Source organism: Lelliottia sp. RD5 (genome assembly GCF_056032945.1).
This window is the reverse complement of record NZ_JBVYHQ010000001.1, coordinates 1138522-1150603: the sequence shown is the minus strand read 5'-3', so window position 1 is coordinate 1150603 and position 12082 is coordinate 1138522. Positions and strand designations below refer to the sequence as shown.

The following is a 12082-nucleotide window of genomic DNA, read 5'->3' as shown; positions in this document are numbered from 1 at the left end:
CATGGAAAAACGCAAACTGTACAGTTATATACGTTGGTCAAGTGATAAACAGGCAAAAGGTTCATCATTGCAACGACAGTTGGAAACGGCGCGTAGGGTAGCACACGAAAACGGTTTAGAGCTTGTTGAAATCATCGATGCCGGATTGTCTGCGTTTAAATCAAAGCATCTTGAAAAGGGCAGTTTAGGTGCATTTATCGAGGCAGTTAAAGAGGGGGAAGTCGCTAACGATTCATGGCTTACAGTCGAAAGTTTAGATCGCATAAGTCGCGATACAATTCTGAAAGCACAACGTCTGTTCATGGAATTGCTTGAATTGGGCATTACCATCTATACAGGAATGGATAACCGTATTTACACAAAAGCAAGTGTAACGGATAACCCAATGGAATTGATGCTTTCCATAATGACCTTTTCGCGCGCAAATCAGGAAAGCATGGTGAAGTCCCTGCGTCAAAAATCCGCAGCACAGCTAAAAATCGATAAGTTCAAAGCTGGTGGTTTAGCTGAAAATGGTTATCCATATGCAATACGCAGTTCAGGCGCAAACGTTTTTTGGGCGGATGTATCAGATGGAACTGTTAAACCGCATGAATACTTTTTTCCAATTGCAAAGCTGATCGTCAACTTACGATTAAAAGGCTGGGGATACATGCGGGTTGCAAAGTATCTAAATGAAAACTACACCCCACCTAGAGGTACAGCAAAGAGAAAACATTTCAAGGATATGTGGTCTCCGAAATTGATTTGTAACTTCCTGCAATCAAGAACATTAATGGGTGAGAAGTCAATCCGAGTTGATGGTGTTGAACATATCCTACTTAACTATTATCCGCAGGTTATGAACGAAAAGGAATTCTACAACTTACAAAACGTCATCAATCGTAAATTGGCAAATGAACCTAACAATTATATACCACTGCTAACAGGGATTAGGCGCTTCAAATGTAAATGTGGGGCAGCAATGGTCGCTTTTTATCAATACAATAAGATCAGATATCGTTGCGATGGCATGAAGTCATTAGATAAGCGTATGCATTGCGGTGCAAAGTCGTTCAATGGGGCTTCAATTGAAAATGCCATTGTTCAGATATGCGCCGATAAAATTTTCAAAGATGTGAAAAGTCATACATCGAACGTCGGGGCGATACAAGCAATGATTAATGACGCCCAAAAGAAGTACAAAATCGGTATGGATATGTTACTTGAGGATTATGCCCCAAGTGGTTTGAATTTAAGGCTAATTGAAATCGAGAACCAGATAGAAGGGCTTCAAAAGCAGTTAAACGACGAATTGATCAGTGACGCAGGTATTGATACTTCCGTGAGTTGGGATGCTGTACCGGAACATTACAAAGAAATATTCAATACAGAACGACTGGAAATTAAGCAAAAGATACAGGCGAGCACCTTATCAATAGTTTGTACTACGGTAAAAGCAAAAGGTCATCTTTTCGAAATTAAATTTAATGATGGTGATGTCATTCGATTTTTCAGTGATAAGCGACGTGTACACGTTGATGTTCAGGGTATTAACAATGCTGCGCTTTTGCAAAGCGAGGGAATAATTCTTCATGATCACTTTGACTATTTGTTGGATTCAGAAGAATTTGTTGAACGTATCCGATTGCAGCATAAGCAGTTGAAAGCCAGGGAGGAACGCACCTTAGATGACATTTTTGATATTTGATACCCAATGAAAAGTTAAGGTGTTAGCGGTAATGTATTTCGTATTCAAAACCGCTTAACATTATCGTGAAAGTTCAATTTCAGAATATAGACCGTAGATCGTAACCACATGATTTGAGTTCGGTCATGACGCTAATTTTCCATCCCCCAGATGAATCAAGGGAAACATAAACTACGCCACTTATGTCATTAGGAGTTTCAATGTCTCCTTTTACCAAAGCACAAACATTTTCCCTGCCAAGTTTTGCCATAAGATACCCATGTTCAAATACGACATTTTGCCGCGCACGATTTCGTGGGGAAACTTTAGTTTCATATGCCCCACGACCATGGTCGCATGCCGTATAGAGCACGAGAGCGAAATCCGCATCATTCGTATAACGTTCTATTTTTTCGATGATGGTGCGACCCTGGCTTGCTTGTTCATGCAATACTATTGGCTCAAGACCTAGATCTGAAATGAATCGAGCTACTTCCTGCTTAGCTTCATTATCCCGACCATGAACGATGAACACTTTCCTTTTGTTTCGTGTAATTATCGGGTTTTGATTGGAAAATCCAACTTGATGGTATGAACTATCAACCTCTTGCGATGTGCGCTTCAACGCCTGTTGCTCTGCTGGATTAAGTATCATCTGGGGCGGAGTCTTTACAGGTTCGCCGAATTCTAAGAAGTCCAACAAGGGTGTGAATTGTTCTGATAAAAAGGTTCGCCGTTCAGCATAAGTACCGAATTTGGTTTTTATGAAGGACCAAAAGGAATCAAGACTTCGATGTTGTCTAACAAAACTGGGTAGCCAGGTTGAGACGACAGAATCATTGATTAGCATTTCCCTTAACATCACATACTCTTCTTCATCGTAAGAAAGGCCTGTCGCACGAGAAGTTAAAAGGTTAGCAAGGTAACTAACCCGTTCGAAGTCAGTATGCAAAAAATCAAGTTTTGGCAATTGATCTACCCCATGAAACATTGGTTTGGAAAAGTGGTAGTGATTCTAAAACGTCTTCTGCGAGATTTCCATCTGTCGATAGTTAGACCTCAAGATAATTACCATTATTTTCAGGACGATAAGTTTAACAAGACCAAACCTAATAAGTTGCATTATGTCAACAGTTGAAAGTCAATATTAAAAACATTCAAGACACGAGTGAAGCGAGTTCCGTCAAGCGAAGCGAAGACGGATAGTTAACGATTGTGCAAAAAACAATCTAAAAACTACATTTTTCTCTATATATAAAATATAAAAATATAATTATGTAGTTGGGTAGTTTAGTTAACAACACTCACTTCGTTCGTGTGTTCGCTTCACTCACGATCTTGGTTTGAAAGTAGTAAGGAATATACAATTGTGATATCACCTAAATGCTTCTGTATCGCTTTTTCAGGGGTTTTATATGAATCTTACCGCAAGGTATTACCTTTAGCTCTAAACGGCGTAGATGGAGATTTAGGAGGCTCTGCGTGGATTGTATTGTGCATATGTGATCTACGCAATATTCGTTGGAAGCATATGCGTTATTGACGTGAGCTAGAAAACCTATACTTTTGTGTTCCAGTGACGCTTAACAGTTGCAATACCTAAACCAAGCAGCTTAGCAGTTTTAGACTGGCTTAAACCTTTCTCTTTGGCTTCCTGAACCTGTTTGAAAGTTTTTATCGCGATGGGGCGACCTAACTTCTTACCTTCGCTTTTTGCTCTTTCGAGACCTTCTTTGGTACGTTCAGTGATGCGTGATTTTTCGAATTCAGCAAAAGCTGAAAACATTTGCAACATCAACTTACCTTCCGCACTGTTAAGATTACTGGCTGGAAGATCCAGCGATACAACATCAATTTGATGCTCAACGAGCATTGCTATCGTTTGCTGCACGTCGATGTTATCACGCCCAAGCCGATCCAGTTTCAAAACTACTAACCGATCACCTGCTTCAAGCTTATGGTTGATCATATCTGCGAACATTCTTCTCTTCATCGCAAGAACACCACCAGACACAACCTCCGAAATAATCCTATGCTCGGCAATGTCGTACCCAGCTCGGCGAATCGCAAAAATCTGATTTTCACAAGTCTGCTCATTAGTTGAAACACGGCAATATGCAAATGTACGACCCATAACGTCTCCAATTGGTATCAAATAACGGTATCATTATTGATCGATGGTATCATTAATTCAAATGGTAATTTTATGATACCTCTTTGAATGCATGAAAAGTGGTATCGAGAAACGGTCGATTGTTGATATCAATCACTTTTCTAGCACAGATCATTTAACCGAATGAAAAAGGATGAAAAACATACTTTTTGTATTAACATTAGCCACCGCATGCTTTCTGACATAAAGAAAGCCTGATTGGATGAAATTGATGAAGACGTCGAATTGAACAAAGATCAATCATCACTATCGGTGGATGATGTACTCCGTGGACAGGTTAAGGATAATTAGATGCAAACAGCAGAGATGTTTCGAAGTTTTCTGAACAATTTGAAAATTCCGGATGAACGTATGCAGGCAATTGCGAAACATTATAAAAACGCCACAAGAAGACTTAATATTAGGTTTAGGGGGTCTGAAAATGGTTTCAACAACCGGCTGAAAGTTGGTTCAGCAGGTCGTCGAACAGCTGTTAGTAAAACGTCTGACTTGGATATGTTGTACATTATGCCCTCAGGAATGTGGGAGGACTATCAATCCGGAACTAATCCCCAGCGACGTTTGCTTCGCGATGTAAAAGATGCATTAAAACTGTCCTTTTCCCAGCAAGAAGTTAAGGTTGATAGGTTGGTTGTGCAGATCGTTTTTGATTCTTTCCATATCGAGGTGCAACCAGTTTTTGAAACTGATGAAGGGCATTTTAGGTATCCTGATACGAAAGCCAACGATGGAAATGGTGGGTGGAGGATAACTAAACCTCGGATGGAAATTACCGAGATGAGGAATTTTCGTAACAACAAAAGTCGAAATCTTCATAATCTATGCCGCATGTTGAGAGCTTGGAAAAACAGAAACACTATTGACATGGGGGGACTTCTCATTGACACATTGGCATGGCGATTTCTCAAACAAACTGATGACTACGATGATACCGGAATGGTCAGTTATGGACTTATGTGCCGAGACTTCTTCGATTTTCTCCATCAAGAGGATGCCCATGAGCATTATGCTGCGATAGGAAGTGGACAGCGAGTAAAGGTCTACCGAAATTTTCAGCGGCAAGCAAAACGAGCGTTCAAACTATGCGCACAAGCGATAGAAGCCTATGAGAATGGCTCTACAAAGAAATGTCATGAGCACTGGCGGGAAGTCTTCGGACTAACTTTCCCGAAAGCAGCGGTGGAAATGCGTGATTCTCAGGGTCTGGAATCAGCTAATTTCATTAATGAATCATTCTCTGCTCAGGCATGGCGCAATACTGAAGAATTTACAGATGAAAAATTTGATGATGTTGATATCAGATTTCCGCTCGAAGTCAGCTGTAATGTCAAAGAGAATGGATATAGGGAACGTTCGATTAAAGCATACCTGTCAGATATAGCTCGCTCTTGGTTACCTGCGAATAGAACTTTATCATTTTCGATCAACCCAGAAAGTTTGGAGGTAATTCCCGAACCTTATGACATTTATTGGAAGGTTTTGAATAGAGGAAGAGAAGCTGAACAGCGGGATGAAATCCGAGGCCAAATAACCTTAGGCCAAGCAACGCATACTGAACATACAAAATTTAGAGGTACCCACAAGGTTTGGTGCTACATAGTTAAGAACAATATTGTTGTTGCCCAAAATGTTATTGACATACCAATCGAGTAAATTGTATGCAAAAAAATGACCTTCTAAACCATATTGCTTCTGCTGGATATAATGTCGGATTTGGTGCGAAGAAGACCTTTGCCACATTTGATATTGTCGGCAAACTTCCTGGTTGGATTGGCATCATCTCTCTAGCTGTATCTATTTTCGGCCTGTACATGGATGAAATGAGTTCTAAGCATATCGCTGCCATTTTTATCATTTTGAGTATTGGCAGCTTGTACATCAATTTCTATGATGGTGATAAAATTAATTATGAAAAAGCAGGGAAGAAACAAACTGCGATCTTCAGAGAGATTGAAAGGTTGTATTATGAAGCTAAATCAGAAAGTGATCCGGATTCTGTCAAGTACATTGAGCAGCTTGACAATCTGATGCGCGATTTTGATTCGACCACAATCACAAAACAAATTTGTGGAAGCAATTGGTATGCACATTATAAATTTTTCAGTGAAATGGAAAAAAGGTGGATTGAGGAGCAGTTATCATTGACCTTTTGGAAGGATAAGTTCCCTAACACATTGAAATTATTTCTGTTACTGCTTTTATGTGTCGTTTTGTTTTCGGTGTGTTATGGGTTATAGGTTAAGCTAGTTTTGGTATTTTGGAGGATCTAAACTCCTCCAACTTTTTTATTTTAATGTTAATATTTAAGCGGTTAGTGTTTTAATCATCTATCATGACAATGCTGATATTTCAATAAACCTTTCGATAAATAGCCTATGGCTATTTATCGCATATTGATCTGTCATAAATCCCACCATTAAGAACTAACATTCGATTGGTTTTTTTCGATACCATGCTATTCATAATGCTTGTATCATCAAAGAATATTCCTCCGAAAGTGCCCATTCTGGCATTGGCTCCTGAAAGTATGATCGTATCTCCCGGTTCAAATTTTGCGACTTCCTCTCTGTTGTAACTGCTGTTTTCGAAATTGAAGTGAAGATTATGGGTTGCACCGGGAACAGTAATTTGTATTTGTGGGGCAGGGGTGAAGAGTGAAGTGCCTATTTTTTCAATCTGACCTTTGACCATTACCTTACATTTTCTGAATTCATCTGTCGTTCTAATTTCATTTCGAAGAAATCTTTCACTGATCTCCTCAGATTTGTAGATTCGGTAAAGAATATCAATGGCAGGCAGTTTTCTCGATTTGGCTTCGGTCGACTGACTCTGTGTAACAGCTACTGGGTTGTCATTTGCCATAGTATAAAATGGAGTTGTCGAACACATGATAACTACGAAATAATTTCTGATCTTACGATTGAATAATTTCATAATGAACCTTGGATTTCAATTTTAACAACCCTGTTTCCTGAACGATAAAGTTGTATGTGGTTCGGTGGCTGTTTAATCATTTCTCGAATTTTATGGAAAAGCGATTTTGTTAGAATGTCGCTCGTTTCCATGTAGATTACTTTCTGCTCGTTGATATCGTCTGCATAAGATAGCCAGTGGTTGGGGATCTCGATATCGTGTATCAGCGCCATGTATTCTAGGATGAAGACATTTTCAATCTTGAAACGTCCGACGTAGTACTTGCCACCATAAACTTGATTGGTAGTAATGCATTCTTGCCAATCACCTTCGTAGATCCTCGTCAGGTTATCATTTAACATTCCTGCTGGCGTCCTCCAGTACCTGAATACGTTTGTTCGTCATTTCGAGAAGACAGGTTGCTTCATCATTGCAGTGAGCTTTCTGCTTAATCCATTCGAGTTGAGAGAAAAGAAGTTTCTTACGTGTGGCAGCATCCAAATCTTTCCAAACTTTGTTGAGCTTCTGATCGCTTATCCTGTAATTCTTCGTTGCGTTATCAGCAAAAGTATCGTTGGTTTTCTGGTTGTAGAAAATCGGAGCACGGATTCCTTTCGCGTAGTCGTCCGCCGCTTTATCAGTAACCTGCTTACTATCCGTAGTCAATATTTTGGCAAAGGCCACAGTATCGAAAGAGTATTTGCGGATAACACCACTAAAATCAAACGTAACGTTGGTGAATGTTGAGTTTGATAACGCAGTCAGAAAATCCCCCGCTTCTGAACCAAATGCGCAAGTGACTTCTTTGGTCTCACCCTGAAGATCAGGGCTTATGCCATGCATCCTAAAATTTCCGTTGTTTGTCGTTGCGATGATATTGGCATGGGTAATGATTGAGGGGGATTGTCTAGCCAAAGCGAAGCAAATCCCTTTCAGATTGACGTTCCTATCCATAGCAAAAAACATCAGCGCTTTCTCATCTTCGCTGGCAACCCCGAACGATTTTGCTTCTGGCAAAAGATACACAGCACTCGATGCTGAAGTACAACCTGCAATGAGGAATGCATGAAAAATTATAATTTTCAGTGTATTAGATAGATTCATTTCAACTTTTTCCTTGTTGAAAGTTCATTGTGGCGAACTCGTGAATTGAGTCGTTTGGTTTGTAAGCGACTATCTTCGGCAAATCATGATTTTACATTGATCTATAAAATCTATCAATAACCATATATTGATCTGTAAAATCGATCGATTGTCATGTCAGAAAATTAGAATCGTCAGAACGAGACTGACCTAAGCGGTAAGGTTCTCGAAATTATTGCTTTGGATTATAATTGCTTAGTTAGACTACCCGACGATTACGGGAAGGCAGAATTGAGTTATTCAGGACTGATTGATGCTTAAGCGGAATTTGTGATGGTTTATGAGTTTCGCTAACACTAAACGTACACTCATAATTTGCTTTTCTGTCGATTCAATAAAATGGCCGCCATTTTCCCGAGTTCAGTCAGGAAAAGCAACGCGCCAGAGCAGGATAGGGGAAACGATGATGTCAAAAGTCTGCACAATCGCGTGGGTTCACGGCACGGTCCAGGGCGTTGGGTTTCGCTACAGCACGCAACGCGAGGCGTTACAGCTCGGGCTAACAGGCTACGCGCGCAATCTGGATGACGGCAGTGTCGAAGTTGTTGCCTGTGGTGAGGCTGATAAAATTGAGCAACTGACTGCCTGGTTGAAAGCCGGCGGGCCGCGTAGCGCTCGGGTTGAAAAAGTCTTCACTGAACCTCACCAACCCGATCGCGAATATGACACGTTTAGTATCCGGTATTAAATACATTTCACCGGTTTGGGCAGGCCGGCGATTTTGGTCGCCTGTTTGGCCGGGCCTTTCGGGAAGAGGCGATACAGGTAACGGCTGTTGCCTTTCTCTTCGCCAAACTTGTTAGCCATCGCTTTCACCAGCATGCGGATAGCAGGCGACGTGTTGAATTCCAGATAAAATTCACGCACAAAACGCACCACTTCCCAGTGCTCAGGTGACAACGTGATCGCCTCTTTTTCGGCAATCGCGACGGCCAGCGCTTCACTCCACTGGCTGCTCTCTTTCAGATAACCGTCGCTGTCGGTTTCTATCTCTTTACCTTCAAAGCTCAGCATAATCATTCACACGTCAGTCAAAACCCGCGCAGTGTACCAAAAAACAAAGCCCCGCATAAGCGAGGCTCCGTTCAAAGCGTAATGGGTTAGTCGCGGCTTGCGAAGCCCAGGATGCTCAGCAGGCTGACAAAGATGTTGTACAGCGACACATACAGGCTCACGGTTGCGCGAATGTAGTTCGTTTCACCGCCGTGAATGATGTTGCTGGTTTCCCACAGGATCGCGCCTGAAGAGATCAGAATGAACACTGCGCTAATTGCCAGGTGCAGCGCGGGCAATTGCAGGAAGATATTCGCCACCATGCCGACCAGCACAACGATGACACCCGCCATCAGCATCCCCCCCAGGAAAGACATGTCTTTACGGGTCGTCAGAACGTAGGCCGAGCAGCAGAAGAACACCAGTGCCGTCCCGCCCAGCGCCATGCCGATGAGGTCACCCATACCCGCAGACAGATAAGCATTCAGCATTGGGCCGAGGATATACCCCAGGAAGCCGGTAAAGGCGAACGCGGACAGAATACCGATGGGTTTGTCAGCGGTTTTATAGGTGAGGAACATCAGACCATACATGCCCACCAGCGTCAGGATCAGGCCCGGAGACGGCAGCATCAGCACGGTGCTGGCTGTCGCCGTGAGCGCAGAAAACGCCAGCGTCAGGCTTAGCATGAAATAGGTATTGCGCAGCACTTTATGGGTGCTGAGTAGCGACGTGCGGTCGCGTGAAGAACTAATAATACGATCCATGAGCCACTCTCTTATGACAGATGTAATTAACGGCAAGAATAAGAAACGTTGCGCCAGTAGCAAAATGGTTTTACCCATCTTTACTCAATACCTTAGCGGCGGCACTGAAGCTTTGTACCGAATAAATTTGTTTCCGTAGCAGGAAGCGTGGTTTGACGATTTTATTCAGATCAACCTCTTATAGGTTACTGAAAAATATTGCCTTAATACAGTTAGAGCGCTAAGAGTGAATGCGCATCGTCAAAAAATAGACAATAAGGCGAATAAATGAAATCACCATCACGTACTGGCTTTACACTTTCTTTGCTGGCCGCGAGCATCCTGTGCGCAAGCGCAACGAGCTGGGCCGCCAGCGTGCCAGCAGGAACCCCACTGGCAGAAAAACAGGAACTGGTCAGAAACAACGGCAGTGAACCCGCATCGCTCGATCCGCATAAAGTCGAAAGCGACGTCGAATTCAATATTATCAGTGATTTGTTCGAAGGGCTGGTGAGCGTTTCGCCAGGCGGTGAGATTGTGCCGCGACTGGCAGAGAAATGGGAGAATAAAGACAACACCGTCTGGACTTTCCATTTACGTCCTGGCATCACCTGGAGTGACGGCACCGCGATCACCGCGCAGGACGTGGTCTGGAGCTGGCAACGTCTGGTCGATCCGAAAACGGCTTCTCCTTACGCCAGCTATCCGGGGAATATGCATCTCGTCAACGCCGCGGATATCGCACAGGGCAAGAAAACGCCGGATTCACTGGGCGTGAAAGCGATCAACGACACAACGCTGGAAGTCACGCTCACCCAGCCCAATGCGGCATTTCTCGCTATGCTGGCGCACCCCTCGCTCGTCCCGGTTGATAAAGTGCTGATCGGCCGTTTTGGTGAAAAGTGGACGAAACCGGAGCATTTCGTCAGCAGTGGGGCGTATAAGCTTTCGCAGTGGGTGGTCAACGAGCGTATTGTTGCTGAACGTAACCCGCGCTATTGGGATGATGCGCACACGGTGATCAACAAGGTAACCTATCTGCCGATTACCTCTGAGGCCTCCGACGTTAACCGCTATAAGGCCGGCGAGATCGACATCGTCTATACGGTGCCTATTAACCAATTTGCTCAGCTTAAGAAAACGCTGGGCACTGAGCTGGACGTGTCGCCGCAGCTCGCCACCTACTATTACGAATTCAATACCACCCGACCGCCGTTTAATGATGTGCGCGTGCGCAAAGCGCTGAATATGGCGCTGGATAAAGACATTATTGCCGACAAAGTGTTGGGGCAGGGGCAGCGCCCGGCGTGGCTTGTCAGTCAGCCGGACATCGGCGGCGTTAAGCTTAAAAACCCTGACTACGCGAGCTGGCCCATCGATAAGCGTATCGCTGAAGCGAAAAAATTGCTGAACGACGCCGGTTTCAACGCCAGCCATCCACTCAGCTTCAATTTGCTCTATAACACGTCGGAATCGCATCAGCGCATCGCTATCGCGGCCAGTTCGATGTGGAAGAAAAATCTGGGCGTGGAAGCGAAGCTGCAAAATCAGGAGTGGAAAACCATGCTGGATACCATGCACACCCATAATTTTGATGCGGTGCGTTACGCATGGATTGCGGATTATGACGATGCCGCGACTTTCCTGAATAACTTCCGTACCGGTGATAGCGAAAACACCAGTCAGTACAGTAATCCGGCCTATGACAAGGCGCTGGTGGAGGCGGCAAAAGCGAAAACCCCGGAAGAGCGCGGCAAGTTCTACCAGCAAGCTGAAGATCTGCTGGCGCAGGATGTGCCCGCCATTCCGGTGTATCACTATGTCAGAACCCATCTGGTGAAACCGTGGGTCGGTGGATTTACGCCAGATAAACTGGGCTTTTACTTCACCAAAGATATGTACATCAAAAAACATTAAGACGGATACGTGAAATTTCATGCTGATAAAATGGTCAATGCGTTGTTATTTCAACCGATTGATCGCGGTTTGGCTATTTTTGAAGCGAATGAATCACATCACTCTTTACAGCGCAAGATGAGGTGTTTATGATGCGCCTCACTTAGGAAGCGTGGCCGAGCGGTTGAAGGCACCGGTCTTGAAAACCGGCGACCCGAAAGGGTTCTAGAGTTCGAATCTCTACGCTTCCGCCAAATTCGAAAACCCTGCGATAGCAATATCGCAGGGTTTTTTGCTTTTTCACGTTATAAAAATGCACGTGGGTAAACTTAGAAAAATTCCTGCTTTACAAGGCGCTAATAGACGTTTATATTGCGCCTCACTTAGGAAGCGTGGCCGAGCGGTTGAAGGCACCGGTCTTGAAAACCGGCGACCCGAAAGGGTTCTAGAGTTCGAATCTCTACGCTTCCGCCAAATAAAGACGAGGGGTTACCGAAAGGTAACCCCTTGTTGCTTTGGGCGGCGTACATGGTGTGTTCTATGCACTGG

At 43.6% G+C, this 12082-nt stretch carries 12 protein-coding genes and 2 tRNA genes; 7 read left to right on the top strand and 7 right to left on the bottom strand.

The features are described from left to right. Position 1 precedes the first annotated feature (1 nt). Entirely contained in the window at positions 2-1690 is a 1689-nt protein-coding gene (locus tag AC0LWE_RS05845) for a recombinase family protein (protein WP_284554500.1), read from the top strand. Between the two features lie 79 nt (positions 1691-1769). On the opposite strand, the gene AC0LWE_RS05840 is transcribed toward AC0LWE_RS05845, so the two are convergent. Then, positions 1770-2639 (bottom strand): TIR domain-containing protein, encoded by an 870-nt coding sequence (locus AC0LWE_RS05840; protein WP_284554499.1) that lies wholly within the window; start codon positions 2637-2639, stop codon positions 1770-1772. A gap of 588 nt (positions 2640-3227) precedes the next feature. Then, positions 3228-3803 carry a recombinase family protein gene (locus AC0LWE_RS05835; RefSeq protein WP_474265005.1) on the bottom strand — a complete coding sequence of 192 codons (576 nt, stop codon included), beginning with the start codon at positions 3801-3803 and terminating at the stop codon, positions 3228-3230. A 330-nt stretch (positions 3804-4133) separates the two neighbouring features. Here AC0LWE_RS05835 and AC0LWE_RS05830 point away from each other — a divergent pair, with 330 nt between their 5' ends. Continuing rightward, positions 4134-5495 (top strand): nucleotide-binding domain-containing protein, encoded by a 1362-nt coding sequence (locus AC0LWE_RS05830; protein WP_284554497.1) that lies wholly within the window; start codon positions 4134-4136, stop codon positions 5493-5495. A 5-nt stretch (positions 5496-5500) separates the two neighbouring features. Beyond that, entirely contained in the window at positions 5501-6079 is a 579-nt protein-coding gene (locus AC0LWE_RS05825) for an SLATT domain-containing protein (protein ID WP_284554496.1), read from the top strand. 142 nt (positions 6080-6221) lie between these two features. On the opposite strand, the gene AC0LWE_RS05820 is transcribed toward AC0LWE_RS05825, so the two are convergent. From AC0LWE_RS05820 to AC0LWE_RS05810, 3 genes are read right to left on the bottom strand one after another with little or no spacing between them, the layout of a single operon-like run. Further along, the gene (locus tag AC0LWE_RS05820) at positions 6222-6776 is read right to left on the bottom strand and encodes a hypothetical protein (protein ID WP_284554495.1); all 555 of its coding nucleotides are present in this window, start codon (positions 6774-6776) and stop codon (positions 6222-6224) included. After that, positions 6773-7117, bottom strand: a complete 345-nt coding sequence (locus AC0LWE_RS05815; protein ID WP_284554494.1) for a hypothetical protein — start codon at positions 7115-7117, stop codon at positions 6773-6775. Before AC0LWE_RS05815 ends, AC0LWE_RS05820 begins: the two co-directional genes overlap by 4 nt. Next, the gene (locus AC0LWE_RS05810; RefSeq protein WP_284554493.1) at positions 7107-7859 is read right to left on the bottom strand and encodes a lysozyme inhibitor LprI family protein; all 753 of its coding nucleotides are present in this window, start codon (positions 7857-7859) and stop codon (positions 7107-7109) included. The genes AC0LWE_RS05815 and AC0LWE_RS05810 overlap by 11 nt, the downstream gene beginning before the upstream one ends. A 445-nt stretch (positions 7860-8304) precedes the next feature. Here AC0LWE_RS05810 and yccX point away from each other — a divergent pair, with 445 nt between their 5' ends. Continuing rightward, entirely contained in the window at positions 8305-8586 is a 282-nt protein-coding gene (gene yccX, locus AC0LWE_RS05805; protein ID WP_202667360.1) for an acylphosphatase, read from the top strand. Here the strand turns inward: yccX and tusE are convergent. Further along, a complete protein-coding gene (gene tusE, locus AC0LWE_RS05800) occupies positions 8583-8912 on the bottom strand; it encodes a sulfurtransferase TusE (RefSeq protein ID WP_474265180.1) in 330 nt (109 codons plus the stop codon). The two genes, yccX and tusE, sit on opposite strands and share 4 nt — an antisense overlap. 86 nt (positions 8913-8998) lie before the next feature. Further along, positions 8999-9658, bottom strand: a complete 660-nt coding sequence (yccA, locus tag AC0LWE_RS05795) for an FtsH protease modulator YccA (RefSeq protein WP_041689359.1) — start codon at positions 9656-9658, stop codon at positions 8999-9001. A gap of 267 nt (positions 9659-9925) precedes the next feature. Between yccA and AC0LWE_RS05790 the strand changes: the two genes are divergently transcribed. The 3 genes from AC0LWE_RS05790 (at position 9926) to AC0LWE_RS05780 (ending at position 12007) form a co-directional block, all read left to right on the top strand. Then, complete coding sequence (locus AC0LWE_RS05790) at positions 9926-11554, top strand: ABC transporter substrate-binding protein (RefSeq protein WP_219346813.1); 1629 nt, start codon at positions 9926-9928, stop codon at positions 11552-11554. 145 nt (positions 11555-11699) lie between these two features. Beyond that, a tRNA-Ser gene (locus AC0LWE_RS05785) sits at positions 11700-11787 on the top strand. Positions 11788-11919: 132 nt separating this feature from the next. Further along, positions 11920-12007, top strand: a tRNA-Ser gene (locus tag AC0LWE_RS05780). The last annotated feature ends 75 nt before the right edge of the window (positions 12008-12082 follow it).

Bases quoted from the DNA above. Each gene is read 5' to 3' on its own strand.
- AC0LWE_RS05820 (WP_284554495.1), bottom strand. From the start codon at position 6,776: ATGAAATTATTCAATCGTAAGATCAGAAATTATTTCGTAGTTATCATG.
- AC0LWE_RS05810 (WP_284554493.1), bottom strand. From the start codon at position 7,859: ATGAATCTATCTAATACACTGAAAATTATAATTTTTCATGCATTCCTC.
- tusE (WP_474265180.1), bottom strand. From the start codon at position 8,912: ATGCTGAGCTTTGAAGGTAAAGAGATAGAAACCGACAGCGACGGTTAT.
- yccX (WP_202667360.1), top strand. From the start codon at position 8,305: ATGTCAAAAGTCTGCACAATCGCGTGGGTTCACGGCACGGTCCAGGGC.
- AC0LWE_RS05845 (WP_284554500.1), top strand. From the start codon at position 2: ATGGAAAAACGCAAACTGTACAGTTATATACGTTGGTCAAGTGATAAA.
- AC0LWE_RS05825 (WP_284554496.1), top strand. From the start codon at position 5,501: ATGCAAAAAAATGACCTTCTAAACCATATTGCTTCTGCTGGATATAAT.
- AC0LWE_RS05830 (WP_284554497.1), top strand. From the start codon at position 4,134: ATGCAAACAGCAGAGATGTTTCGAAGTTTTCTGAACAATTTGAAAATT.
- AC0LWE_RS05790 (WP_219346813.1), top strand. From the start codon at position 9,926: ATGAAATCACCATCACGTACTGGCTTTACACTTTCTTTGCTGGCCGCG.
- yccA (WP_041689359.1), bottom strand. From the start codon at position 9,658: ATGGATCGTATTATTAGTTCTTCACGCGACCGCACGTCGCTACTCAGC.
- AC0LWE_RS05815 (WP_284554494.1), bottom strand. From the start codon at position 7,117: ATGTTAAATGATAACCTGACGAGGATCTACGAAGGTGATTGGCAAGAA.
- AC0LWE_RS05835 (WP_474265005.1), bottom strand. From the start codon at position 3,803: ATGGGTCGTACATTTGCATATTGCCGTGTTTCAACTAATGAGCAGACT.